The organism is Streptomyces sp. NBC_01275 (assembly GCF_026340655.1).
Classification (GTDB): domain Bacteria; phylum Actinomycetota; class Actinomycetes; order Streptomycetales; family Streptomycetaceae; genus Streptomyces.
Genome location: NZ_JAPEOZ010000001.1, coordinates 1,334,172 through 1,359,589, shown reverse-complemented (window position 1 = coordinate 1,359,589; position 25,418 = coordinate 1,334,172). Strand labels below are relative to the sequence as shown.

Below are 25,418 nucleotides of genomic sequence, written 5' to 3'. Positions count from 1 at the left end.
GGCGGGACCACGGTGGCCACACCTGCACGAGCATTCGGTGACGAGGCGCTTTCGGCGTTTGAGCTGGACTTTCTGAGGTCTGCGGAGCGTCATAGGTTGCCGTTGGGCAAGGCCTGGGACGTGCGCTTCGAGGAGGTTGAGCCGGTACGTCCGTTCCGCTGGACGAAGGGCGGGGAGAGCTTCGCAGGCTGGTACGCGTGCTGCTTGCCCATGACGACGCTGCCACCTCTGCCCCAGGACACCCAGCGGCACTTGACCAACCTTGATGGCCGGCGCCGCTTCGTCGAAGAACCACCGCCCCCGCTCCGCCGACTCACCGACGCCGAATACGACGCCCTAGGCGACCTGGAGAAGGTTGCCTTCGACGAGGCCCGCCTCGATCATCACGCCCGGCTGCTCGTGGTGGCCACCTCAACCGTCCGTCACACCGTCACCAGCGGCCGCCGCCTGGTCCTACTGAACCGGCACGCGATCAGCGCCCGCCGCGGCCTGATCGTCTCCGGCGCCGCCGGCACAGGCAAGACCATCGCCATTACCCAGCTCGGCCGCTCTCACGAGCTCAAGGACCGAGCCCGCCACCCCAATGCAGCGGACCGAATCCCGGCCATCTACAACCGTTCCCCCTGCCGCGACACCCCGCATGATCGCGGCCGAGTTCGCCCGCTTCCTCGGGCTGCCGGTCATGGCCAGGCTGAACATGACCGACCTGATGGAGTCCGTCGTCGGTGTCTGCACCGACGCCCGCACTGGCCTGGTCCTGGTCGATGAACTCCACAACATCTCCCTCACCACCCGGCACGGCGCCGAGGTCGCCGACACCCTCAAGTACTTCTCCGAGCGCATCCCCGCCACGTTCATCTATGCCGGTATCGACGTCGAGCACAGAACCCTGCTCTCAGGCACGGGGCACAGATCGCCGGACGTTTCACCCTGATCCCGACTCACCCCTTCCCCTACAACAGTGAGTGGCGGGGGCTGGTCGCCACCATGGAGAAGACCCTCACCTTGCGGCGTCACGAGCCCGGCACGCTGGCGACACTGGACCGCTACCTCCACAACCGGACCGGAGGCATGATCGGGGCCCTGTCCCACCAGATTCGCGGTGCTGCCATTGATGCACTCCTCACAGGGACGGAGAAGATCACCAAGGCGCGACTTGAGGCGGTGGCACTGGATGTCGCTGCTGAATCGCCCCAGTTCCGCAGGTCACGGTCTGCAGGATGAGCTCCGGGAAGGTCCACATCCTGCCGGTCCAAGTCTGCCCTCGGGCGGGTGAGGGTTCTCAGTCCTTCATTGCGCGCCTGGCTCGCGCCAACCACCTAACCCCTCGCTACCTGCGCATCTACCTGGCCGAGCCACCTCGGCACCGAGGCATCCCCAGTCGGACCCGCCTAGTGCTGTGACCGCATAGGTTCACCGGGTCGGTGGTTGTGGCGGTTGGTTGTGGCGTGACGTCCGATCCGACCGCTGGAGGCGTGGTGGCCGAGCCTGTCCGCGTGCGCAGACTGACCGACCAGGAGGGGCAGAAGCTGCAGCAGATCGTGCGCCGGGGCAGCACCAGCACGGTGCGCTACCGGCGGGCGATGATGCTGCTGGCCTCGGCCGGCGGGAACCGGGTGCCGGTGATCGCCGAGCTGGTGCAGGCTGATGAGGACACCGTCCGGGATGTGATCCACCGCTTCAACGAGATCGGCCTGTCCTGCCTGGACCCTCGATGGGCGGGAGGCCGTCCCCGCCAACTCTGCAATGACGACGAGGATTTCGTTTATCGCGACGGCCACCACCCGACCGGTCAAGCTCGGCCAGCCGTTCACCCGCTGGTCGCTGCGCAAGCTGGTCGCCTACCTGCGCAAGGTGCACGGCCGGGTGATCCGTATCGGCCGCGAGGCTTTACGCACTCTGCTCGCCCGCCGAGGCGTCACCTTCCAGCGCACCAAGACCTGGAAGGAGTCCCCTGATCCGGAACGGGAGGCGAAGCTGGACCGGATCGAGGAGGTCCTTCACCGCTTCCCGGACCGGGGCTTCGCCTTCGACGAGTTCGGCCCGCTCGGGATCCGGCCCACGGCGGGCTCGGGCTGGGCCGAACGCAAACATCCCGACCGGGTGCCGGCGACCTACCACTGCACCCACGGAGTCCGGTACTTCCACGGCTGCTACTCGGTCGGCGACGACACCCTGTGGGGCGTGAACCGCCGCAGGAAGGGCGCCGGGAACACGCTGGCCGCGCTGAAGTCGGTCCGCGCCGCCCGGCCCGACGGCGCCCCGGTCTACGTGATTCTGGACAACCTGTCCGCCCACAAGGGCGCCGACATCCGCCGCTGGGCGAAGAAGCACAAGGTCGAGCTGTGCTTCACCCCGACGTACGCCTCGTGGGCGAACCCCATCGAGGCGCACTTCGGGCCGCTGCGGCAGTTCACCATCGCCAACTCCAACTACCCCAACCACACCGTGCAGACCCGGGCCCTGCACGCCTACCTCCGGTGGCGCAACGCCAACGCCCGCCGCCGCGACGTCCTGACCGCCGAACGCAAGGAACGCGCCCGCATCCGCGGCGAGAAAGGGCATTCGCTGGGGCGGACGCCCTCTCAAACGCGCCGCTTGACTACACAGGCTTAACGCCGACGCTGCCGCCGCCGCGGAAACAGCGCGCTGAGAGTCGCTGCTACGGCTGCTCCAAACAGCAACCCGCCCCATGGCAGCGCCCCAGCCGTCCCGTGCGAGACCAACCCGTACGTGAAAACGCCGAGACCGCCGCCAGCGAGGAAGAAAGCACCGCTTCGAAGCGCAAACCACCACCTGGGGCGCTCTATCTCTGAAGTCACGACGAGCATTATCCACTCACGCTGACGAGGCACCGCACAGCCAGCCACCACCACCAGGTTCACCAGCCCCACCCCGGCGAACCTATGCGGTCACAGCACTAGCTGCGGCCGCTGGCCGGGACGCTCACGTTCTGCGGTCAACCCTGGAGACGACGCGCTGCCTCGAGTGCGGCACAGGCATGGCGCCCACAGACATCGTGGGACGCCGAGCCCTGCGGTGTTCCCAATCCTGTCGCCGGAAGGCCTATCGCAGGCGCCACCCAAACACTGAACGGCGGCGAAAACCCTGCCGGATCTGCGGAAATCTCATGAGCGTCCGCACCGGACAGAGGCGCTTCCTATGTTCATCGACCTGCCGCCAGAGGGCCTCCAGCCTGCGGAACTGCAAACGAGCACCTGAAAACGCAGCGGCGCCACTTGATCCAGTTCAGGGCAAGTCGTGACTCTGCCCCGCCGTCGGCTGCACCGTGTGCCCTCCGCCACCGCGCGCCCTCGCCAAGCCTTGACCTGTGATGACTCAGGCCGGATGCAGCACAGCCATGGCGATCTCACGCACGCGGTCCTGCGTGATCCCAGTGCGCTGTTCGACGGCGAGCGGGTGGTCGGTGGGCTCCAGCTCGATGAAGGGGCGCTTGCCGACCGGTCGCGTGTGGGCGTTGGTCTTCAGGTTGGTAGTGCCCTCGGAATAGAGCGCGAGCTCGGTGCTGAGCCAGCCGAAGTACGGCCTCTCGGCCTCGCGGCCCTCCGTGTTCCACACCTCAAGAGCACGGGCGAAATTGTCCTTGCTCAGAGAGACCCAGACACCCCAGGAGAACACGTCCTGGCCGCCGATCACAGGTATCTCGATCAACCCCCTGATGAAGAAGTGCTGGCCCTTGATCACGCACTGGTCGGACGACAGCATGCTGTCCGGATCACTCTCGAAGCTGGGATCCCAGACGTCCGGGGCCATGGTCGAGTAGCTCATGGGGAGCTCTGCATGGTGGTCGCCGCAGCATGAGCACGTGAAACCGAGATCGTTAGACATGGCGCGAGCCTAGCGAGCACCCGTACAGGGGTTTCCCCGGGCCGTCTAACAGCCGCTGGTGGCACGTTGCCGCCGTCATCCAGGCCCGGCTCGCCGGTCCCGTCTGGTGAAACTTCGATGAGACGAACAGGCCGGTCGTCAATCTTCAGCGAGACCGGTGCATCTTCGCTGAGACAGGTCGGCGCCGAGGACGAGGGGGCTTGTCATGCGAACTGTTCCGATATATCGTTGACGCATCGCGACAGATCAGCGATCGAATGATGAAACGGAGTGATGGCAATGCGTAGCCACGGATTCGAGCGTGGACATCGACAGGACGGCTTCTCCCGGCGCGGCCGGGACGGCGACGGGCGACGGGCGGCCTTCGGGCCTTTCGGGCCGGGTGGCCCGGGTGGTCCGGGGTTCGGCCCCGGCGGACCCGGGTTCGGGCCGGGATTCGGTCCCGGGCCCTGGGGCGGACGAGGGCGTGGCGGACCCAGGGGAAGGGCGCGGCGCGGTGACGTGCGGGCCTCCATCCTGGCCCTGCTCAAGGACCGGCCGATGCACGGGTACGAGATGATCCAGGAGATCGCCGAGCGCAGCGGCGGGGCGTGGAAGCCCAGCCCCGGGTCGGTGTACCCCACCCTCCAGCTCCTGGAGGACGAGGGGCTGATCAGCAGCCAGAGCGAAGGCGGCAAGAAGCTGTTCGAGCTCACCGAGGCGGGCCGGACGGCGGCGGAGGAAGGCTCGGACGCCCCTTGGGAAGAGGCGTCGCGGGGCGTCGACTGGGAGGCGCTCAGCGAGATCCGCCAGGCCGGCTTCGGCCTGATGGAGGCCTTCGGGCAGGTCTGGAAGACCGGCAGCAAGGAACAGCGCGAGAAGGCGCTCACGGTCATCAACGAAGCCCGCAAGAAGCTGTACCTGATCCTCGCCGACGAGGACTGAGAGCGACGAGGGCTGGGCGCCGAGGGCCGAGGGTCTTCGGTCGTACGGCGTCCAGGGCGCCCCGTGGAGTGATCCGCGGGGCGCCTTTGCTTGTGCCGAGTGGCGGGGCGGTGCGGGGTGGGTCAGGCCACCAGTCCCGCCAGCTTGCGCAGCGACTCGTTCAGGGCTGCCGTTCCCGAGTCCTTCAGTCGACCCGCCATCAGCGACACGGCCGCGCCCGTGAACTCGCCGTCGATGCGGACGGTCGTGGCGTCGCCGTCGGGGGTCAGGGTGTAGCGCGTGGCGACGGCCACCGCCATCGGGCCCTTGCCGCGGATGGCCAGCACCCGGGCCGGCTCCAGTTCGGCGACGGTCCACTCGACCTCGGCCGGGAAGCCCATGAGCTTCATGTTCTCCTGGAAGGTCGCGCCCAGTTCCAGTGACTCGGGGCCGCCCTTGGGGAAGTTGGTATGCGTCGCGTTCCATTCCCCGTACGTCGGCCAGTCGGTGAGCTGGGCCCACACCTTCTCGGCCGGCGCCGGGATGCGTGCCTCCGCGCTGACTTCGGCCATGCGACCACCTCTTCGTGTCGGGCAACTCCGGCTGCGTCGTCGCGGAAAGTAGCCCCAAGGCCGCGAACATTCAATACTGATGAACCATCAGCCGGTTCGCCGGTCAAGCCGTCAGCTCACCCGTCGGCTCAGCTGTCGGCTCGCCTGTCAGCTCACCCGTCGTATCACCGCTGTGTCGAACACGTCCCAGGCGCGCGGGAAGGGCCCCTCGTCGTGGCAGTGCCACGCCTGCCAGAACAGGTCGGCCGGCAGCGCGTCCTCCGGGGCGTACACCCGGTAGACGTACTGTCGGCCGTCGACCGCAGGCAGGGCCACCAGCCAGCACCCGCTCTCCATGTCCGTGTGGGACGTACGGGACGGGCACGGTGGTTGCTCCAGGGGCGCGGGGCAAGGCGGCGCGCGCCCTCAGGGCTTGTTCTCAGGGAGAAACAGCCTGATCTCCTCCGTAAGGAGGAGATTCCGCGCGGCCCGGTCCGCTCTGCGTGGGATGCGAAGATGCTTCCCGCCGGGGATGCCCCGACCCGCCCGGGACTGATGGGGTGGGGGTGTGCAACCGCGTATTCCCCGGCAGTCGGCTCGTGAGCAGGCGATGTACGGCACGGAAGACGACCCCCGGCTCGGCGTCGAGCCCGCGGCGGCACTCGCCGGCGCGCGCCGCCGGGCGGTGCGGGACGGGGACCGGCAGATCGACACCGCCCATCTGCTGCACTCGCTCATCGAGCACGACCCCCAGGTGCGCGCCGTCCTCGGGAGCGGACCCCAGCTCGCCCGGCTGCTCGGCTATCTCGTCCAGCGCAGCATCGGCTACGGCCTGCGCTGGCAGAACGGCGTCGAGGACTCCGGCGCGCTGCCCGTGGTGACGGCCGTCGAGGACGCGGGCCGGGGATCCGTCGCGCACATGGCCGAGGGCTGCTCGCCGGTGGCCGCCGCCGCGCTGGAGCACGCGTGCGTGCGGGCCGCTCTGCGCGATGGCGCGTCGGCCCTCGGCGTCGACCTGCTCGCGGCGATCGTCGTGGACCCGCAGGCGCGGGCCGTCGAGGTCCTCGCCCGGGCCGGCGTCGACGTGCCCGGACTGTGCGTCCGGATCGAGGAGTGGCTGGCGGGGCTGGAGCGTCTGGACGGCCTGGAGGGGCTGGAGGGCTTGGAGGAGGCGCGCTGAGGCGGGGCCGGTCCCCGGTCCCCGGCTCCCGTCGCCGTTCAGCCGGTGGAGCCGTCCGGCCGATGAGAGCCGTCCAGCCGTTGAGACAGGAGTCAACGGGGATGACGCTCATGTCGTCGCCTGTCATCATGTGCCCGTGCATACGTCTGTGAGCAGTCAGGGCAACCGCGGAAAGGGCATCGGGCTCGGTCTGGCGGTCGGGTCGGCCATCGCCTTCGGTGGATCCGGAGTCGCGGCCAAACCGTTGATCGAGGCGGGGCTCGACCCGCTGCACGTGGTGTGGCTGCGGGTGACCGGCGCGGCCCTGGTGATGCTGCCGCTCGCCTGGCGGCATCGCGCGCTGGTGCGCCGCCGTCCCGCGCTGCTCGCCGGGTTCGGCCTGCTGGGCGTGGCCGGCGTCCAGGCCTTCTACTTCGCCTCGATATCCCGGATCCCGGTCGGCGTCGCGCTGCTCGTCGAGTACCTCGCGCCCGCGCTGGTGCTGGGCTGGGTGCGGTTCGTGCAGCGGCGGCCGGTGACGCGGGCCGCCGCGCTCGGCGTGGTCCTCGCGGTGGGCGGGCTCGCCTGTGTCGTCGAGGTCTGGTCGGGTCTCGGCTTCGACGCCCTCGGGCTGCTCCTCGCCCTCGCCGCCGCCTGCTGTCAGGTCGGCTACTTCGTCCTGTCCGACCCGGGCGGCCACCCAGGCGCCGACGCCCCCGACCCGCTGGGCGTCATCGCGTACGGCCTGCTCGTCGGCGCGCTCGTGCTGACCGCCGTAGCCCGCCCGTGGGGCATGGACTGGTCCGTGCTCGCGCACAGCGCGGGCATGAACGGCGCCGAGGTCCCGGTCTGGCTGCTGCTCGGCTGGATCGTGCTGATCGCCACGGTCGTCGCGTACATCACCGGCGTGGTCTCCGTGCGCCGGCTCTCCCCGCAGGTCGCGGGCGTGGTGGCCTGTCTGGAGGCGGTCATCGCGACTGTTCTGGCCTGGGTCCTGCTCGGCGAGCACCTCTCGGCGCCGCAGATCGTCGGCGGCGCGGTGGTGCTGCTGGGCGCGTTCATCGCGCAGTCGTCGGCGCCCGCGAAGGGCTCGCCGCAGCCGGTGGCCGGCGGCAGCCCGGAAAGGGAGTTGGCGGCCCGCGGAACCTCTGCCTAGGGTGACGATCATGCCTTCCCACGCACTCGTTCTTCCGCCTCCGGCCGCCTGAGGCGGGCCCTCCGGTGAAGTACGCCCGGCATGTACGGCCGGGCGGAACGGTGCTGCCCGCAGACGAAGTCAGCGGACCGCTGCGACGCATGCGGCGGCTCCTTCCACTTCAGCGCCCTGCGCGCATCTGCGGAGAGAACGCGTGTCCCCCTTCTCCCATCCCCATTCCCATCCCGTTTCCTCGTCGTCCTCGTCGTCCTCGTCGTCGTCCCCCTCATGCCCGTCGACCCCGTCGACCCCGTCGACCCCATCGACCTCGTCCTCCCGGCTGTCCGTCGGGCGGGGGCTGCTCTATCTGGTCGTCGCCGGCGCCGCCTGGGGTACGGCGGGGGCGGCCGCGTCACTGGTCTACCGGACCAGCGACCTCGGCGCCGTAGCCCTGTCGTTCTGGCGGTGCGCGGCCGGGCTGGTGCTGCTGCTCGCCGCCCGGCTGCTGCGCCCGCACCCCCGGTCGGCCGCCGCGCCCGAGCCGTTGCGTCGCCGGACCCTGCGCACCGGCGTCACCGGCGTCGGACTCGCCGTCTTCCAGACGGCGTACTTCGCGGCGGTCGCCGCCACCGGGCTCGCCGTGGCCACGGTCGTCACCCTCGGCGCGGGGCCCGTGCTCATCGCGCTCGGCGCCCGGCTGACCCTGGGGGAGCGGCTCGGCCGCGGCGGAGTGCTCGCCGTCGGCGGGGCGCTCGCCGGGCTCGGGGTGCTCTTCGTCGGAGGGGCGGGCGGCGCCGCACGGCCCGAGGGCGTGCTGCTGGCCCTGCTGTCCGCCGCCGGGTACAGCGGGACGACCCTGCTGACCCGCCGCTGGGGCCGCGACGGCGGCGCGGACGCCTCCGCCACCACGGTGGGCGCATTGGCGGTGACCGCCCTGTGCCTGCTGCCGTTCGCCTTGGCCGAGGGGCTGGTGCCGCACAGCGCCGAACCCGGCCGGGTGGTCGCCCTGCTGGCGTACGTCGCGGCGGTGCCCACGGCTCTCGCGTACGCCCTCTATTTCGCGGGGGCGGCCGTCGTACGGTCCGCCACGGCCTCCGTGATCATGCTCCTCGAGCCGGTCGGCGCGGCCGTGCTCGCCGTCGCCCTCCTCGGCGAACGCCTCACCCCCGCCACCGTCGCCGGCACCCTGCTGATGCTCGTCTCGGTCACCGGCCTGGCCCTCGCGGAGTGGAAGGGGGACGGTCACAACGCCGCGAGGTAGTCCGGGAACTCGGTTCCGGGGGCCAGGTCGGCCTCCGGGATCGGGGCGTCGCAGCCCTTGCGGAGCGGGAGCACTCCGGCCCAGTACGGGAGGGCGAGGTCCTCGGGCTCGTCGTTCACCCCGCCGGTGCGGGTCTTCGCCGAGACCTCGTTCAGGTCGAGGCGGATCACCGCGGTGGCGGCGAGTTCCTTCTTGTTGGCGGGGCGGGAGTCGGCGGACCGGCCGGGGACGACATGGTCGACCAGCGCGTCGAGCGCGGCGCTCTTCTCCTGCGGGTCCGTCACGTCGTGGGCGATGCCGTGCACCACGACCGAGCGGTAGTTGATCGAGTGGTGGAAGGCGGAGCGGGCCAGGACCAGGCCGTCGACGTGGGTCACCGTCAGGCACACCGGCAGCCCCGGATCGGCCTGTCCCGTCATCCGCAGCGGGCGCGAACCCGTCGAGCCGTGCACATAGAGCGTCTCGCCGACCCGGCCGTACAGCGTCGGCAGCACGACCGGCGCGCCGTCGCGGACGAAGCCGAGGTGGCAGACGTACCCCTCGTCGAGTATCGCGTGCACCAGGTCCTTGTCGTACGACGCCCGCTGCGCGGACCGCGTGGGGACCGTTCGATCGGTCGAGGTGTAGGCGGCCATTGGTGTTCTCCATTGCATTAGTGCATAATTGGCTTTGTGCTAGGAGAGTATCCGATCAGAGGTCGACGCGCAGCAGACATTTCCGCGAGCATCGAGCGCGCGGTGGGCGCCGGTGTGCTGGAGCCGGGGCAACTGCTGCCGCCCATGCGGGAGTTGGCGGCCACGCTCGAGGTGAACCCGAACACCGTCGCGGCCGCGTACCGCACGCTGCGCGAACGCGGGGTGATCGAGACCGACGGCCGCCGGGGCAGCCGGGTGCGGTCGAAGCCGGCGACGACCGGGCGCGAGTACATCCGGGTGGAGGTCCCGGAGGGGGTACGGGACGCGGCCGCCGGCAATCCGGACACGGCCCTGCTGCCACCGCTGGCGCCGGCGTTCGCCTGGGCCGCCGCGCAGAGCGACAGGGAGCCGGTACTGTACGGGCACGCGCCGGTGGAGCCCGAGCTGGCCCGCCTGGCCCGGGCCGACCTGGACGCGGACGGGGTGCCGGCCGGAACCGTGGCCGTCACCTCCGGTTCGCTGGACGCTATCGAGCGCGTCCTCGCCGTACACCTCAAACCCGGTGACACCGTGGCCGTCGAGGATCCCGGCTGGGGGTCGCTGCTCGATCTGGTGCCGGCGCTCGGGCTGCGCACGGTACCGGTCGGCGTCGACGACGACGGCCCGCTGCCCGAGGACGTGCGCCGTGCGCTGGAAGGCGGGGCGCGCGCCCTGATCGTCACCGACCGGGCGCAGAACCCTACCGGCGCCGCGCTGAGCGCCGTACGCGCGCGTGCCCTGCGCGCGGTGCTGCGCGAGCACCCGCAGGTCCTGCTCATCGAGGACGACCACGGTCACCGGATCGTCGACCTGCCCCTGCACCCGCTCGCCGGCGTCACCCGGCACTGGGCCTTCCTGCGCTCGGCCGCCAAGGCCTACGGCCCCGACCTGCGGCTCGCCGTCCTCACCGGGGACGAGCTCACCCTCGACCGGCTGCGCGGACGGCAGCGGCTCGGGCCCGGCTGGGTCAGCCGGATCACCCAGCGCGCGGTGGTGCGGCTGTGGGCCGACGGCGCGGTGGACGCGCGGACGGTCGCGGCGGCGTACGGCCGTCGCCGGGACGCGCTGATCGCCGCGCTGGCCGAACGGGGGGTCGAGGCGCGCGGGCGCAGCGGGATGAACGTGTGGGTCTCCGTACCGGACGAGACCGGGGCGGTCGCCCGGCTGCTGCACGCCGGGTGGGCGGTCGCCCCCGGCGCACGGTTCCGGATCGGGGCGCCGCCCGGGATCCGGATCACGGTCTCGACGCTCGAACTGGGCGAGGTGGACGGGCTGGCGGATGCGGTGGCCTCGGCGGCGGGGGTGGGGGTCTCGCGGGGGTATGCGTAGTGCGCTGACGCGAGTGCGCTGACGCGAGTGCGCCGATGCGAGTGCGCTGACGCGAGTGCGCTGACGCGAGTGCGCCGATGCGAGTGCGCTGACGCGGGTACGGGGGCGTCTCGTGGCCGGTCGTGCCTGTGCGGCGCATTCGCTCGTACGTCGACATTGCCTCGCGCCGGGTGTCCGGGACCTGCCTCGCGCCGGGTGTCCGGGACCTGCTCCGGGCCCGGTGTCTAGGACCTGCTCCGGGCCTGGGTCAGTGCCGCTCCCGCCAGGACGATCACCGCTCCCGCCGGCGTCGACCAGGTCAGCGACTCGTCGAGCAGGGCGACGCCGGCCGCCGTGGCGATGACCGGGATGAAGTACGTGACCATCTGGGCGGTGGTCGGGCCGATCTCGGCGACCAGGCCGTACTGGATCAGCAGGGCCAGGCCCGTGCCGAGCGAGCCGAGCGCGGCGATCGCGAGCAGCGGCAACAGCGGGAAACGGCTGGGGAGAGTGGTGAACAGGGGGGTGACCAGGGCCAGTTGGAGGGTGCCGAGGAAGAGTTGCGCGCCGGTCATCGACAGGGCCGAGGAGCCGACGCCGGCCAGGGTGCGGCGGACGTAGATCCAGCCGATCGGGTAGCTGAGCGAGGCCAGCAGGGCCATCCCCGTGCCCCGGGCGTCCAGTCCGCTGAAACCCTGCCAGGCGCCCAGGACCGTCAGGACGCCGAGGAAGCCCAGGCCCAGGCCCGCGACCCGGAGCCGGGTGGGCCGGTCCTCGGACAGGGCGACCAGGGACAGGGCCATGCCCCACAACGGGGAGGTCGCGTTGCAGATGCCGGCCAGGGTGGAAGGGATCGTCAGCTCCGCGTAGGCGAAGAGGGAGAAGGGCAGGGCGTTCAGCAGGAACGCGGCGACCGCGAGATGCCCCCAGGTGCGCGCTCCGCGCGGGAGCCGCTCCCGCTTCACCGCCATCGCGACCGCCAGCACCGCCGTGCCGAACGCCAGCCTGCCGAGGGTGACCTGGAAGGGGGCGTAGCCCTGGGTGCCCACCTTGATGAGCAGGAAGCTGAAGCCCCAGATCAGCGACAGTGCGCCGAAGCGCAGACGCCAGTCGAGGGTGCGGCGGGGGCGGACGGTGGCAGGGCGGGAGGTCCGGGTGGCGGTGGCGGTGACAGGGGAGGGGGCGGGTACGGGGGTGGGGGCGGCGGTCATGGTCGTAACGATGCTGGACGGGATCTCGTAGCACAATCGAGAATCTGCACCGAGTACCTCGTAGAATTGCTTACATGTTGAATCTGGAGCGCCTGCGCACCCTCGACGCCCTCGCCCGGCACGGCTCGGTCAGCGGCGCCGCCGCGGGGCTGCACATCACGACGTCGGCCGTCTCGCAGCAGCTGGCCAAGCTGGAGCGGGAGGTCGGCCAGCAGCTTCTCGCCAAGCACGGGCGAGGGGTGCGGCTGACGGACGCGGGGCGGCTGCTCGCCGGTCACGCGGCCCGGATCCTGTCGCAGGTCGAGCTCGCCCAGTCCGATCTGGAGGCGCAACGGGGGCAGGTCGTGGGGGAGTTGAGACTGTCGGCGTTCCCGACCGCCGCGCGCGGGCTGTTCCCCCTCGCGCTCGCCGACCTGCGCAAGGAGCACCCCGGGCTGCGGGTGCGCTCGTGCGAGCTGGAACCGGAGGACGGCATCGCGGGCGTCCTGCGCGGCGATCTCGACCTCGCCGTCGTCCTGGACTGGTACAACAAGCCGATGCCGATCCCGGACGGGCTGGTCAAGGCCCCTCTGCTCGACGACCCCGCCGATGTGGCGATGCCCGCCGGACATCCGCTGGCCGGCCGGGGCGAGGTGGACCTCGGCGAGTTCTCCGGGGACGAGTGGATCACCTGGGGGCAGGGCGAGTTCTGCCACGAGTGGCTGATGTTCACCCTGCGCTCGCGCGGCGTCGAGCCGATCCTCGGCCATCGGGCGGCCGAGACGCACACCCAACTGGGGCTGGTAGCCGCCGGGTTGGGCGTGTGCATCGCGCCTCGGCTGGGCCGCAACCCAGTGCCGGAAGGCGTCGTCATGGTCCCGCTCAAGCAGCGGGTGCGACGGCATGTCTACGTCGTGTGGCGGGCGGACGCCGACCGCCGTCCGTCGATCCGGGCGGCGGTCGAGGCGCTCAAGTCGGCGGGACAGTACGTCGGTTGAGGCGTCGGTCGACCGCCCCGGGGGAATTCCTGCTGGGAGTTCCCGTGAACTGCCTTACGTCCCGCCCGAAGTGCCCTACGCCCTGCCTGAAGTGCCTTACGCCCTGCCTGAAGTGCCTTACGCCCCGCCCAGCTTGCGGAAGTCCCAGGAGACGATCTTCTCCGGCTTCAGGCGTATCCAGGCGTGCCGTCCGTCGTGCGGCATGGCGTCCAGGCTGAAGTTCTTGCGCGCGAACAGCGTCTCCACGGCGTCGAGCTCGGCGCACAGTTCGCCGGTGCGCGGGATCTCGCCCACGAACTCCACGGCGCCGGACAGCTCGACGCCGCGCAGTGCGTCGTACTCCTCGCCCGTGTCGATCACGATCGCGACCCGGGGGTCGCGGCGCAGGTCCGTCCACCGCTTGCTGCGGACCACCGAGTACAGCCACAGTGACGTGCCGTCCCAGAGGAACCACAGGGCGCTCACGTGCGGGGCGCCGTCGGTGGACACGGTGGCGACCCGGCAGGTGCGCTGGAGGGTGAGGAAAGCCTCCAGCTCGCCCTGCGTCATCATGATCTTCCGGCCCCGGCGCTGAGTGACGGTCATCCGGCCCCCCTTGTCGTCGTTCTTCGCTGATGTCGTCGTACCGCTGTGCTTCTGTCCGCCCAGACCTGACACTGTGTCAGAAAGGGATGATGAGTCTTCTTCCCGCTCCGCGCAATGTCTCCTCAGGAGGAGTCGTGCCGTCGTCCGAAGAGCTCAGCGACCTCCTCGACCCCGCGAGCACCGTCCTGATCACGGTGGAGTGCCAGCGGGGCGTGGTCGGACCCGACGCCGCGTTGCCCCAACTCGCCCTGGAAGCACGTGAGTCGGGGGCCCTCGCCCAGGTGGCCCGACTGGTGGCCGCCGCGCACCGGAGCGGGATCCAGGTGCTCCACGCCGTCGCCGAACGCCGCCCCGACGGCCGGGGCGCGAACCGCAACGCCCGGCTGTTCCGCGCCGCCGAACGCCTTCCCGTCCAGCAGCTCACCGGCAGCGCCGCGGTCCGCGTGGCGCCCCCGATCGAGGTCGCCGACGAGGACCTCGTCGTCACCCGGCTGCACGGACTGTCGCCGATCCAGGGCACGGAGGTCGACGCCCTGCTGCGCAACCTGGGCTGCCGCACGCTGGTCGTCGCCGGAGTCTCGGCCAACGTGGCGATCCCCAACACCGTCTTCGACGCCGTCAACCGCGGCTACACGGCCGTCGTGCCGACGGACGCCATCGCGGGGGTGCCTGCCGACTACACCCCCGCGATGATCCGCCACACCCTCGCATTGGTCGCCACGGTCGCGACCACGGACGAGGTGCTGGCGTGTTTCCAACGGTCGAGCCTCCAGCCGTCGAGTCCTGAGCCGTCGGGTGTTCAGCGGTCGGGTCTTGAGCCGTCGAGTCCTGAGCCGTCGGGTCCTCGGCCGACGAGTCCTCAGCGGCCGGGCGAAGGCGTCAGGCCAGCGTGATGGAGTCGCCGCTGACGGTGATCTTCACCTCGGGCAGCGCCGTCGTCGCGGGGCCGCTCTTCACGCTGCCGTCCGTGATCGAGAAGTTGCTGTTGTGACAGGGGCAGTTGATCACCCCGTCGGCGATGCTCTTCACCGCGCAGCCCATGTGGGTGCAGACGGCCGAGAACGCCTTGTACTCGCCCGCCGTCGGCTGGGTGACGACCACCTTCTCGGACTCGAAGATCTTGCCGCCGCCCTCGGGGATGTCGGCGACCGCGGCGAGCGCGGCGCCGGCCGCCGCGTTGTCCCCGCCGCCCGTGCCGCCGGTGCTCGCGGACTCGGTGGCCGTCGAGCCGGTGGAACCGGTGGTGCCCGTGGAGCCGGACGAGGACGACGAACTCGACGAGTCGTCGGACCCTCCGCACGCGGTCAGCGCGACGGTGAGCCCCGCGGCTCCGGCGGCCGCCATGACGGCACGGCGGGCGGGATTCGACGCGGACGGGATCGATGCGCTGGTCATGCTGGGTTTCCCTTCCAGGGGGGTGGGTGGATCTGCCGAGAGGTACGGGCCGTGAGCGCCGCTCGTTCAGCGCCCCCGCCAAGTCCGGACAGTGTCGAGATCTTGACCGGTTCGAGGTCGGGTCGGCGTAAGCCAGAGCTGTCGTGAAGCTGTCGACCGCGCGGCCGGTCGGCCCTGGTCGGCCCCGGCAACCTGGGGCGATGCTCAAGGAACCACGCGTGTTGGCCCGCCAGCAACCTGCGCTGACGGGCCAACACGCGTGGTTCCCTCTGACGCCGAGGGCAGATCGACGATCAGCTCTGATTCCGCCGTCGCCACCACATGACGCTCCTGACGGCCAACTCGCCGATCGAGTAGATCAGCCAGGCGTGCTGCAGCCAAACCCAGGCCATCGCGGCCTCCATCCGAGTGATTCCGGCGCGGCGTTCGCGCCCTCGTCAGTAGGTTTGGCAGTACCGGGAATCCTCCCGCCAAGAGCACTGCCACGCGGCGGGATCATGGGGCGCGGGCGCGGGAAACAGGGCGTCGGGACAGGGTGCGGGCGGGATTCCCGCACGGCGCGGGAGGAGACGAGGAAGCTGACCACCGACGAAGGTGCGGACGTTTCGGGCGACCCGGGCAAGGTGTCCTGGCAGCGGGTGAGGGAACACCTCCTGCCGAAGGGGAAGAGCCCTCCCGATGACACGCATGCGGGCTGGACGCTCACCCAGATCGTCGACCGGTCCGGCAGCCCTGTCCCTCAGTTGAGCCGCTCGGCCTTGTCCGCCTGGCGCGCGGAGGAGGGCAGGTACCCCGATCCGCACAAGCTCCGCCTTCTGCGTGAGGTCATCGGCTGCCGGTGCGCGGGCTTCGACGAGAAGGCCGTGTCCGACGCCCTGGAGCGCGACCGGTCGGCGTACAGGTCTCGGACGAAGACCAGCCGGGTGGTCAGCCGGGCCCTGCTGGCCGGGGATCCGGCAGCTCTTGCCGCTCTGCCGCCGGAGTTGGAGGCCCTCTGGAAGAGTTCGCGGGCTTCGGCATCCGATGCCGACGTCGTGGGCCTGCACCCCTTGGGGCGGGAGTTGCGCCTGTCCGACGGGTTGTATGTGGAGCGGAGCGTGGAGAGGGACATCCTGTCGGGCCTTGAGTCGGAGGGGTGCACCGTCCTGGTGGGGGAGGCGGGCTTCGGCAAGACCAGCCTGTTGTGGAGCATGCACCGCCAGCTCCTGGCCCGGGAACGCCATCCCCTGTTCATCCGGGCCAGCGCGGTGCTCCTGGGCCTACGTGCCGGACAGGAGGGGCCCGTCGGCCAGGGCAAGGCCGCTCTGTCTCCCGCGTCGGCCATGGCCGCCTTCGAGCAGTGTGCTGGCATCGGGCGGCCCTTCGCCCTCCTGATCGACACCGTCGACCTGCTCATGCACAGCGAGGACGCCATCGCCTTCGTACTCGACGCAGTACGGGCGGCCGCTCGTCTGCGGCTGCCCACGCTGCTGACGTGTCGACCGGTGGAGGCTCAGCGCCTGACGGCCGCCGCGAAGGCGGCGGAGGTGACGATCAAGCAGAGGACGCTCTCCGCCTACAACGCCGAGGAGTGGCCCGAAGCGGTCAAGAGCTACGCCCGCGGCTACTACGACGGCCTGCCCGACGCTCCACGGGTGGAGACGGTCGTCGGCAAGGTCACCCACGCAGCCTCTCGCGGTAGGGCCCTGCGAGAGGTGTGCGCCAATCCCTTCGCCCTGCGGCTGCTCTTCGATCTGTATGCCCCCGACGTGCCGGAGGAGGACGTGGACACCCCCTACCTCTACGACATGTTCTGGACGCACCGCATCGTGAGCGACCGGCGGGCCTGGAACTCCTCGGCGACACATGGCTCGGTCGACCTGTCTGCGCATACGCGAGCCGCCGCGCGCATCATCTTCGCCTCCGGTCAGCTCGACACCAGGCGTTCCGACTTGGAGACCGGTGTCCGGCAGCAGCTGGCCCGAGTGACAGGTCCGGACGGCGTGGTGTGGGAGGACGTGCACGCGGCCGTGGAGGCGCTTCGCTCGCGCGGGGTGCTCTCCATCCGCGAACTCACCGGCTACCTGTGGTTCTTCCACCAGACCTTCTTCGAACACGCCGCAGCCCGAGGCGTACTGGCCTGCGGAGGGTCGGCTGTCGACGCGCTGATGGAACGGGTGGCACGCAACCCCGGAGACCTCTACTTCGGTGAAGTCGCCAGCGAAACCCTGCTCATGGCCGGCCGGATCTCGGAGACGGGTGGGGCGTCGTCCACGGGTGAGGCGTCGTACACGGGTGAGGCGTCGTACACCGTGGAGAGGGCCGACGCGGCGCTGGCCTCGTGGCTCGAATCCACGGACTCCGCCCTCCTCGGACTGGCCCTGCGCGTCTACGCGAAGCTCAAACACCCCGGGCCGTTGGTGCGCGAGCATGCGCCGGCCGCGTTGAAGGGCGCGAACGCGTCGGTGATCGACCGGTTCCTCCTTCTCCTTCCCTCGGTCACCCACCCGGACCTCGGCCGGCCGCTGGCGGACCTGGCCCTTCTGTGGGAGATGGAGCAGAGCAGCACCAGGATCAAGAAGAACGTCCTTGAGGCGCTCGTCCGTCTTGCCACCCATGACCCCGTTGCCGTCGAGGACTTCCTCCGGAAGCGCAGATGCTTCGAGTGGCTCAAATCCCTGGAGCCGAGCGAATGGCATCACAATGACAAGCTTCCACTTCGTCTGTTGAGCGCGGTCGCCGCAGCAGACCCCGACGGGACGCTGGAACATGCCCTGTACTTCTGGGAGAAGGCGCTGACGACAGGGCAGCTCAGCCTGCCGACGGAGCTTCTGATCCAGATGGCGACCTGGAATCTCAGCCCCCGGCTCATCCGGAAGACCCTCAAGGACCTTCTGCCCAAGCTCGGCGGTCTCCACCCTGACCGGAAGGAGAGCATTGCGTTCGAGCGCGCTCTGTGCCGGCTGTTCGTCCTGAGCCGGCCCCGGGCGGAAGAGTCGCCGGCGGAGATCCGCTCGGTCCTCGGCCTGCCGCCCGCTCGGCAGGACGACTCCGGCGGATCCGGCGGACAGGCCGAACCGCCCTCGCTCTCGGGCGTGCTGGTGTGCCGTGCGACGCTGAGAATGCACACCGTCGCCGTCGTCAACGGTCTTCCGGTCGATCCTGCGGAACTCCTCGACACCGTCATGTCCACGCGCGACCCCTCGCACCAACTCGCCGTCTGCTACGCGGTCCTCGCGGAGTCGCTGATCGGCCGGTCCTCCGGTTTCCAGCGCGACCTGAGAGGAGACCCGTCCACGGTCGCTCCCCCGTCCGCCGCCGAACACCCGCTCACCGTCGAAGCGCGGCGTCGCTGCAAGGAAGCTCTCCTCTCCCTGCCCCGCGCGGAGAACTCTCCCGACGGCGGCAAGGACGCCGCCTGGCTCTGGCGCAAAGCCCTCCAGGAAGCGAAGCCCGTTCCCGATGTTCTGCTCAGCCTGTTGCCCACCACCCGCAACGACCTCGACGACATGGCGAGCTCGCCGTGGCTGAACAGCTTCGGACTGTGCGTGTTCACGGTCCCGGCGGCCCTCGCCGGCCGGCCGGAAGCAGTCGAGGCCTTGGAGACCTTCGTCGCCGACCGGGACACCCAACGGCGACTGCAACGGGACAAGTCCGGGCAGGCGGCGACCACGAGCATCCTGGGGGCCATGCAGTACACGCTCTCCGACCAGCCGGAGGTGATCGAGTATCTGATCGCCTATGCCAAGAACGCGGCAGCCCCGGAAGTGCTCCATCGGACCCTGAAAGGCTTGTCGCAAAGCCCTGACGACAGCCCTCTGACGGCATTTCAACCCTACCGGCAGCAACTCGTGGACTACCGGAAGGATCTGGTCTCGCACAGGAAGCCGCACATGCGGCAGCACGGGTTCATGCTGTGGAAGGTTCTCCTGGAACTGGAGGTCGACACCCTCCCGACGGTGGAGGAAATCCTCGACGCCTGGACCGACGCCTCGGCCCAGGACCTTCGCAACGCCATTCTCGAACTCGTCGAACTGACCATCCCCAGGCGCACCTGGGACGCGGACGCTCCGCCCGCCCTGCGGGAGATCCTCGACCCGCTCATCCTGAAGGGCCGAGAAGCACGCCTCCTACCCCGCCGACGGGCCACCGAGCAGATCATCAACCACGAAGCCGCGGCGCGGGCCCTGCTCGCCATGGCCCACGCGCACCTCGGTCACCTGGACCGACCGGACGAGCTGGTCGCGACCGTGATCTCCCTGGCCGAGGAGGCTGGTTACGACGTGTCGTCCCCGCAGGACTGCGGGCGGATCAGCCAGATCGTCGAGCCCGTCGGCTTCGCCATGGAACGACTCCTTCTCACGGACCCGTCGGCGGCGGCGGAACTGACAGCGAGCACTGTCAGGGCGCTGCACAGGATCCAGCCCGAGGACGTCAAGTGGAAGCGCGACATCTCACGGCCCTGGGCCCCCTTTCTGGGCAGGCTCTGCTTGCAGCTCACGCCTGCGCAGCAGGAACGCTGGGTGCGCAGCATGATGTGCGAGCCGGCTTTCTGCACTCCGGTGGTGTCGGCCGCAGCCCAGCTCCATCCCAAACCGCAGTGGCTCGACGCCGTCTTCGTGGATGCGGACACCCCCGACAAACTCCGCGAAAGCCTCCGGGGGAGCAACTGGCTGCACGGCCGGGCGCAGGGCAACACGGGCGGCTGGCAGCGGCTGTTGGAGTATCAGCCCCTTTACTGAGGGGGCATGTCGAGCTGGTCACGGGGCCTGATCCCTGCGCCGACACGGCACCCTGCCGCGGTCCGCGCGGCGGCTCGGGCGCTGGAGCGGGGGCTGTCACGCTCGGTTACTATGCTCACTTCATGCCGGAGGTCAGGAGCAAGGGGCGCACCGCGATGCTGGAAGAGGTCACCGCCACCCGCTACATCACGCCCCTGCGGGAGGGCGGCTCGCTGCCGGGGCTCGTCGAGGCCGACGACTTCGGGACCTACGTCATGAAGTTCACCGGCGCGGGCCAGGGCCGCAAGACGCTCGTCGCGGAGGTCGTCTGCGGCGAACTCGCCCGCCGACTGGGCTTCAGAGTGCCCCGCCTGGTGACCGTCGAGCTCGACCCGGTGCTGGGTCTCGGTGAACCCGAGCAGCAGGTGCAGGACCTGCTGAAGGCCAGCGGCGGCGCCAATCTCGGCATGGACTTCCTCTCCGGCGCCCTCGGCTTCGACCCGCTCGCCTTCCCGGTGAGCGCCGAGGAGGCCGGCCGGATCGTCTGGTTCGACGCGCTGGTGAACAACGTCGACCGGTCCTGGCGCAACCCCAACCTGCTGATGCACCGCGGCGACCTGTGGCTCATCGACCACGGCGCCACCATGATCTGGCAGCACAACTGGCCCACCGCCGAGACCTCCGCGGCCCGCCCCTACGACGCCCGCGACCACGCCCTCGCGTCCTTCGGGCCGGACGTCGCGACCGCCGCGGCGCAGCTGGCCCCGCTGGTCACCGCCGAGCTGCTCGCCGAGGTCACCGCAGAGATCCCCGACGCCTGGCTGGCCGACGAACCCGGCTTCGACGACCCGGACGCGCTCCGACGGGCCTACGCGGCCCCTCTGCTCGCCCGCGCCGCCGTCATCCACGACCGCATCGAGGGGGACCAGTGAGCGACCGCCACATCATCCGGCCGAGCGAGGCGAACGAACGGGACGTCTTCGAGTACGCCCTGCTGCGCGTCGTACCCCGCATCGAGCGCGGCGAGTGCGTCAACGCGGGAGTGCTCGTCTACTGCCGCGCGCAGTCCTATGTCGGCGCCCGCACCCATCTCGACGAGGCCAGGCTGCTCGCCCTCGACCCGGCGGCCGACGTGGCCGGGATCAGAGCCGCGCTGCGGGCGGTCGAGGGCGTGTGCGCGGGCGGCGAGGCGGCCGGGCAGGCGGCGCGCGACGACGCCGGACGGCGTTTCCGCTGGCTGATCGCGCCCCGCTCCACCGTCGTCCAGCCGGGGCCGGTGCACACTGGGCTCACCCTCGATCCGGAGGCCGAGGCGGAGCGGTTGCTCGGCCTGCTGGTGAGGTAATGAATCACACCGCCTCATGTGCCGTTGACACCGCGTGCCAGGGCTTCTAGCGTCACGTCTGGCGAAGGTACTAAGCGGTCGCTCACCAAGCGGGCGTACTTTCTCAAGGGCGAGGAGAAGCAGGGATGTCCACCACTGAGCAGCGGGTCGCAGTAGTCACGGGCGCGGCGCGCGGCATCGGAGCCGCCACCGCCGTACGGCTGGCCGCGGAGGGCCGCGCGGTCGCGGTGATCGACCTCGACGAGGCCGCCTGCAAGGACACCGTGGAGAAGATCACGGCGGCGGGCGGCAAGGCCGTCGCGGTCGGCGCCGACGTCTCCGACGAGGCCCAGGTCCAGGCGGCGATCGCGCGCGTCGTCGAGGAGCTCGGCGCGCCGACGATCCTCGTCAACAACGCGGGCGTGCTCCGCGACAACCTGCTGTTCAAGATGAGCGCCTCCGACTGGGACACGGTCCTGAACGTGCATCTGCGCGGCTCGTTCCTGATGACCAAGGCCGTCCAGAAGCACATGGTCGACGCGGGCTTCGGCCGCATCGTCAACCTGTCGTCGTCCTCGGCGCTCGGCAACCGCGGCCAGGCCAACTACTCCGCCGCCAAGGCCGGTCTGCAGGGCTTCACCAAGACCCTCGCCATCGAGCTCGGGAAGTTCGGCATCACCGCCAACGCCGTCGCCCCCGGCTTCATCGCCACCGACATGACCGCCGCGACCGCCGCCCGGGTCGGCATGGGCTTCGACGACTTCAAGGCCGCCGCCGCCACCCAGATCCCCGTGGCCCGCGTCGGCGAGCCCGACGACATCGCCAACGCGATCGCCTTCTTCACGAACGAGGCCGCGGGCTTCGTCTCCGGCCAGGTGCTCTACGTCGCCGGCGGACCGCTCGACTAGCGCCTGTCGCGACAGCAGATCTAGGACCTTTCCTGGGACCCTCAGGGACCAGGACGACAGGGATCAGGACCGACAGGAATCACGGACATGACTGAACTGCCCCCGCTCTCCGGCAAGGTCGCCCTCGTCACGGGCGCCAGCCGCGGCATCGGCTACGGCGTAGCCGAGGCGCTCCTCGCCCGCGGCGACCGGGTCTGCATCACCGGCCGCAACGAGGACGCCCTCAAGGAGGCCGTCGAACAGCTCGGCGCCGACCGGGTCATCGGCGTCGCCGGCAAGGCGCACGACGTGGAACACCAGGCCACCGCCGTCGAGCGCACGATGGAGGCCTTCGGACGGGTCGACTTCCTGGTCAACAACGCCGGCACGAACCCGGTGTTCGGGCCGATCGCCGACCTCGACCTGGACGTGGCGCGCAAGGTCTTCGAGACCAACGTCGTCTCCGCGCTCGGCTTCGCCCAGCGGACCTGGCACGCCTGGCAGAAGGACAACGGCGGCGCGATCGTCAACATCGCCTCCGTCGCGGGCCTTTCGGCCTCGCCGTTCATCGGCGCGTACGGCATCAGCAAGGCCGCGATGATCAACCTGACCCAGCAGCTGGCGCACGAGTTCGCGCCCCGGGTGCGGGTCAACGCGATCGCCCCGGCCGTGGTGAAGACCAAGTTCGCCTCGGCCCTGTACGAGGGGCGCGAGGAGGAGGCGGCCGCCGCCTATCCGCTGGCCCGGCTCGGCCTGCCCTCCGACATCGGCGGCACCGCCGCCTTCCTCACCTCGGAGCAGTCGGACTGGATCACCGGCCAGACGCTCGTCGTCGACGGCGGCATCTTCCTCAACGCCGGCGTCGGCTGAGAATCCGGCGCGAGCTGACAGCGACGACGACACGGGCGCCGTTTCTCTTTACGGAAACGGCGCCCGTGTCGTCGTAGCGCGGTCGCGAAAAGTGATGACAACGTCGTCATCGCCCAAGTGATCAAGAACGCCCCACCCGTGCGGGTTCACCCCGTCGGGCGCTGCGGTATGGTCTGCCAACCCTTGGCATGGCAGATCGAGGAGCGTGCGCGTGTTCAACCGGAACCGATCCTTGCAGCAGATGGCGGCGATCGTGTCCATATCCATGGTGGCCGGGTGCAGTCTCCTGGGGGAGCAGAGCTCAGGCGACGAAGGACCGATCGTCGTGGGCACGACCAGCTCGCCCAGCACCCTTGACCCGGCCGCCGCCTGGGACGGCTCGTGGGAACTGTTCCGCAACGTCTACCAGACGCTGCTGTCCTACCCCAAGGGAGCGACCTCGCCCGAGCCGGACGCCGCCAAGAGCTGTGAGTTCACGGACAGCTCCAACCGCACCTACACCTGCGAACTGCGCGAGGGGCTGAAGTTCTCCAACGGTGACAAACTGGACGCGCAGGCCGTGAAGCACTCGATCGACCGGATCAAGGCGATCAACTCCGACAGCGGCCCCGCCGGACTGCTGGGCAGCCTGGACAGCATCAAGGTGAGCGGCGACCGCAAGATCGTCTTCCAGCTCAACAAGCCCGACGCGACCTTCCCCTTCGTGCTCGCCACCCCGGGCATGTCCCTCGTCGACCCCGACGACTACCCCGCGAAGTCCCTGCGCAAGGACGACGGCATCGTCGGCTCGGGACCGTACCGGCTGCAGTCCTACGGCGAGGGCAAGCAGTCCGTGCTCGTGCGCAACGACAACTACAAGGGCCTGGCCGACCGCAAGAACGACGCGGTGACCATCCGCTACTTCCAGGACTCCGGCGAGATGGTCAAGGCCCTGCGCGCCGGGGACATCGACATCACCTACCAGGGTCTCGCCGCCGACGACATCGTCGAGCTGGAGGGGCAGGGCGCCGGCGACAAGGGCCTGCAGCTCATCGAGGGCGCCGGCAGCAACACCAACTACCTGGTGTTCAACCCCAAGGACCCGACGTCGAACAAGCTCGCCGTGCGCCGGGCCGTCGCCCAGGTCGTCGACCGGGACGCGATCGCCCACAAGGTCTACAAGGACACCGTCGATCCGCTGTACTCCATGGTCCCGACGGGCCTGACCGGTCACACCACCGGCTTCTTCGACTCCTTCGGCGACCCGGACCCCGACAAGGCCCGCACGATCCTCTCGGACGCCGGCATCACCGCGCCCGTCCCGCTCACCCTCTGGTACACCACCGACCGCTACGGCTCCGACACCGCCCTGGAGTTCAAGGAGCTCAAGGCGCAGCTGGAGGACTCCGGCCTGTTCACGGTCACCCTCAAGAGCCGCCCCTGGAACACCTACGTGGTCGGCTACCAGAAGGGCGAGTACCCGGTGTTCGGCCGTGGCTGGGCCCCCGACTTCCCGGACGCCGACAACTTCATCGCCCCCTTCGTCGGCGAGCAGAACGCGCTCGGCACGCCCTACCCGGCGAAGGAGATCACCCAGGTGCTGCTGCCCCACTCCCGCGAGGAGAGCGACCGCGCCAACGTGGTGAAGGACTTCGAGGCGGCCCAGCAGATCCTCGTCGACGACGCCCGGCTGCTGCCGCTGTGGCAGGGCAAGCAGTACATCGCGGCAAGCGAGGACATCTCGGGCGGGGAGCGTTCGCTGGACCCCTCGACGATCATGATGGTGTGGGAACTGTCCCGCAAGACCAGCTGGTAGGACCCTCCGCGAGGCCGGTTGTCAGTGGTCGCCTGTAGGTTCTGCGGTGGGTAAGTGACCGCACAACGGAGGACGTTGACGTGACCGACATCGCCATGCTGCCCGAGTCCTGGCGCGGGGTTCTGGGCGACGAGCTGCAGCAGCCCTACTTCAAGGAGCTGACCGAGTTCGTCGAGGAGGAGCGGGCGCAGGGGCCCGTCTATCCTCCGCGCGAGGAGGTGTTCGCCGCGCTCGACGCGACGCCGTACGAGCAGGTGAAGGTGCTGGTCCTCGGCCAGGACCCGTACCACGGCGAGGGCCAGGGGCACGGCCTGTGCTTCTCGGTGCGGCCGGGAGTGAAGATCCCGCCGTCCCTGCGCAACATCTACAAGGAGATGCACGCCGAGCTGGGCACGCCGATCCCGGACAACGGCTATCTGATGCCGTGGGCCCAGCAGGGCGTCCTGCTGCTCAACGCGGTCCTCACGGTGCGCTCCGGCGAGGCGAACTCGCACAAGGGCAAGGGCTGGGAGAAGGTCACCGACGCGGTGATCCGCGCCGTGGCCGACCGGCCCGACCCGGCCGTCTTCGTCCTGTGGGGCAACTACGCGCAGAAGAAGCTCCCGCTGATCGACGAGAGCCGGCACATCGTGGTCAAGGGCGCGCACCCCTCGCCGCTGTCGGCGAAGAAGTTCTTCGGCTCCCGTCCGTTCACGCAGATCAACGAGGCGGTGGCCGCCCAGGGCCACGACCCGATCGACTGGACCATCCCGAACCTGGTCTGAGGTCGTGCCCGACCCGGGCTGATCTGCCGCCGGGCCGGTTCCTGCGGGGACCGGCCCGGTGCCGCCTGAC

Annotated in this window: 21 protein-coding genes and 2 pseudogenes; 16 read left to right on the top strand and 7 right to left on the bottom strand. The window is 70.2% G+C overall.

Annotation, left to right across the window (positions count from 1 at the left end; all coding sequences use genetic code 11):
* The first annotated feature begins 210 nt into the window (after window positions 1-210).
* Both OG562_RS05700 and OG562_RS05695 read left to right on the top strand, forming a co-directional pair.
* Window positions 211-1,224: pseudogene (locus OG562_RS05700) on the top strand (TniB family NTP-binding protein).
* A 254-nt stretch (window positions 1,225-1,478) separates the two neighbouring features.
* Window positions 1,479-2,602 (top strand): annotated as a pseudogene (locus OG562_RS05695) (IS630 family transposase).
* Window positions 2,603-3,339: 737 nt separating this feature from the next.
* Here the strand turns inward: OG562_RS05695 and OG562_RS05690 are convergent.
* Window positions 3,340-3,789, bottom strand: coding sequence for a DUF2199 domain-containing protein (locus OG562_RS05690; RefSeq protein ID WP_266394386.1), 450 nt, complete (start codon window positions 3,787-3,789; stop codon window positions 3,340-3,342).
* A gap of 339 nt (window positions 3,790-4,128) precedes the next feature.
* On the opposite strand from OG562_RS05690, the gene OG562_RS05685 reads away from it, so the two are divergent.
* On the top strand, window positions 4,129-4,773 hold the full coding sequence (locus tag OG562_RS05685) for a PadR family transcriptional regulator (protein ID WP_266394383.1): 645 nt from the start codon (window positions 4,129-4,131) through the stop codon (window positions 4,771-4,773).
* A 122-nt stretch (window positions 4,774-4,895) separates the two neighbouring features.
* Here the strand turns inward: OG562_RS05685 and OG562_RS05680 are convergent, their stop codons facing one another.
* Window positions 4,896-5,324 (bottom strand): SRPBCC family protein, encoded by a 429-nt coding sequence (locus tag OG562_RS05680; protein WP_266394380.1) that lies wholly within the window; start codon window positions 5,322-5,324, stop codon window positions 4,896-4,898.
* A gap of 147 nt (window positions 5,325-5,471) precedes the next feature.
* The gene (locus OG562_RS05675; RefSeq protein ID WP_266394375.1) at window positions 5,472-5,660 is read right to left on the bottom strand and encodes a hypothetical protein; all 189 of its coding nucleotides are present in this window, start codon (window positions 5,658-5,660) and stop codon (window positions 5,472-5,474) included.
* A 253-nt stretch (window positions 5,661-5,913) separates the two neighbouring features.
* Between OG562_RS05675 and OG562_RS05670 the strand changes: the two genes are divergently transcribed.
* From OG562_RS05670 to OG562_RS05660, 3 genes are all read left to right on the top strand, one after another.
* On the top strand, window positions 5,914-6,483 hold the full coding sequence (locus tag OG562_RS05670; RefSeq protein ID WP_266394366.1) for a Clp protease N-terminal domain-containing protein: 570 nt from the start codon (window positions 5,914-5,916) through the stop codon (window positions 6,481-6,483).
* A gap of 130 nt (window positions 6,484-6,613) precedes the next feature.
* Complete coding sequence (locus tag OG562_RS05665) at window positions 6,614-7,618, top strand: DMT family transporter (protein WP_266394363.1); 1,005 nt, start codon at window positions 6,614-6,616, stop codon at window positions 7,616-7,618.
* Window positions 7,619-7,937: 319 nt separating this feature from the next.
* Window positions 7,938-8,858 carry a DMT family transporter gene (locus OG562_RS05660; RefSeq protein ID WP_266409045.1) on the top strand — a complete coding sequence of 307 codons (921 nt, stop codon included), beginning with the start codon at window positions 7,938-7,940 and terminating at the stop codon, window positions 8,856-8,858.
* Here the strand turns inward: OG562_RS05660 and OG562_RS05655 are convergent.
* The gene (locus OG562_RS05655; RefSeq protein WP_266394360.1) at window positions 8,840-9,493 is read right to left on the bottom strand and encodes a pyridoxamine 5'-phosphate oxidase family protein; all 654 of its coding nucleotides are present in this window, start codon (window positions 9,491-9,493) and stop codon (window positions 8,840-8,842) included. The genes OG562_RS05660 and OG562_RS05655 overlap by 19 nt on opposite strands.
* Before the next feature lie 36 nt (window positions 9,494-9,529).
* Here OG562_RS05655 and OG562_RS05650 point away from each other — a divergent pair, with 36 nt between their 5' ends.
* Window positions 9,530-10,861 (top strand): aminotransferase class I/II-fold pyridoxal phosphate-dependent enzyme, encoded by a 1,332-nt coding sequence (locus OG562_RS05650; protein ID WP_266394357.1) that lies wholly within the window; start codon window positions 9,530-9,532, stop codon window positions 10,859-10,861.
* 224 nt (window positions 10,862-11,085) lie between these two features.
* On the opposite strand, the gene OG562_RS05645 is transcribed toward OG562_RS05650, so the two are convergent.
* Window positions 11,086-12,087, bottom strand: coding sequence for a DMT family transporter (locus OG562_RS05645; RefSeq protein ID WP_266394355.1), 1,002 nt, complete (start codon window positions 12,085-12,087; stop codon window positions 11,086-11,088).
* Window positions 12,088-12,125: 38 nt separating this feature from the next.
* Between OG562_RS05645 and OG562_RS05640 the strand changes: the two genes are divergently transcribed.
* The gene (locus tag OG562_RS05640) at window positions 12,126-13,028 is read left to right on the top strand and encodes a LysR family transcriptional regulator (RefSeq protein WP_266394352.1); all 903 of its coding nucleotides are present in this window, start codon (window positions 12,126-12,128) and stop codon (window positions 13,026-13,028) included.
* A gap of 117 nt (window positions 13,029-13,145) precedes the next feature.
* Here OG562_RS05640 and OG562_RS05635 read toward each other — a convergent pair whose 3' ends face one another.
* Window positions 13,146-13,613, bottom strand: coding sequence for a pyridoxamine 5'-phosphate oxidase family protein (locus OG562_RS05635; RefSeq protein WP_266394349.1), 468 nt, complete (start codon window positions 13,611-13,613; stop codon window positions 13,146-13,148).
* Window positions 13,614-13,747: 134 nt separating this feature from the next.
* Here OG562_RS05635 and OG562_RS05630 point away from each other — a divergent pair, with 134 nt between their 5' ends.
* Window positions 13,748-14,506, top strand: a complete 759-nt coding sequence (locus OG562_RS05630; RefSeq protein ID WP_266394347.1) for a cysteine hydrolase — start codon at window positions 13,748-13,750, stop codon at window positions 14,504-14,506.
* Here OG562_RS05630 and OG562_RS05625 read toward each other — a convergent pair.
* Window positions 14,493-15,008 (bottom strand): Rieske (2Fe-2S) protein, encoded by a 516-nt coding sequence (locus OG562_RS05625; RefSeq protein ID WP_266394345.1) that lies wholly within the window; start codon window positions 15,006-15,008, stop codon window positions 14,493-14,495. The two genes, OG562_RS05630 and OG562_RS05625, sit on opposite strands and share 14 nt — an antisense overlap.
* 638 nt (window positions 15,009-15,646) lie before the next feature.
* Here OG562_RS05625 and OG562_RS05620 point away from each other — a divergent pair.
* From OG562_RS05620 to OG562_RS05590, 7 genes are all read left to right on the top strand, one after another.
* Window positions 15,647-19,729 carry a hypothetical protein gene (locus OG562_RS05620; protein ID WP_266394343.1) on the top strand — a complete coding sequence of 1,361 codons (4,083 nt, stop codon included), beginning with the start codon at window positions 15,647-15,649 and terminating at the stop codon, window positions 19,727-19,729.
* Window positions 19,730-19,884: 155 nt separating this feature from the next.
* On the top strand, window positions 19,885-20,640 hold the full coding sequence (locus tag OG562_RS05615) for a HipA family kinase (RefSeq protein ID WP_266409043.1): 756 nt from the start codon (window positions 19,885-19,887) through the stop codon (window positions 20,638-20,640).
* Window positions 20,637-21,053, top strand: a complete 417-nt coding sequence (locus OG562_RS05610; protein WP_266394341.1) for a DUF3037 domain-containing protein — start codon at window positions 20,637-20,639, stop codon at window positions 21,051-21,053. The genes OG562_RS05615 and OG562_RS05610 overlap by 4 nt, the downstream gene beginning before the upstream one ends.
* Before the next feature lie 125 nt (window positions 21,054-21,178).
* Window positions 21,179-21,940 carry a 3-oxoacyl-ACP reductase FabG gene (gene fabG, locus OG562_RS05605; RefSeq protein WP_266394339.1) on the top strand — a complete coding sequence of 254 codons (762 nt, stop codon included), beginning with the start codon at window positions 21,179-21,181 and terminating at the stop codon, window positions 21,938-21,940.
* An 87-nt stretch (window positions 21,941-22,027) separates the two neighbouring features.
* Window positions 22,028-22,789 (top strand): SDR family oxidoreductase, encoded by a 762-nt coding sequence (locus OG562_RS05600; RefSeq protein WP_266394337.1) that lies wholly within the window; start codon window positions 22,028-22,030, stop codon window positions 22,787-22,789.
* Window positions 22,790-23,030: 241 nt separating this feature from the next.
* A complete protein-coding gene (locus OG562_RS05595) occupies window positions 23,031-24,584 on the top strand; it encodes an ABC transporter substrate-binding protein (protein ID WP_266409041.1) in 1,554 nt (517 codons plus the stop codon).
* An 80-nt stretch (window positions 24,585-24,664) separates the two neighbouring features.
* Window positions 24,665-25,348, top strand: a complete 684-nt coding sequence (locus OG562_RS05590) for a uracil-DNA glycosylase (protein WP_266394335.1) — start codon at window positions 24,665-24,667, stop codon at window positions 25,346-25,348.
* Window positions 25,349-25,418 lie beyond the last annotated feature (70 nt).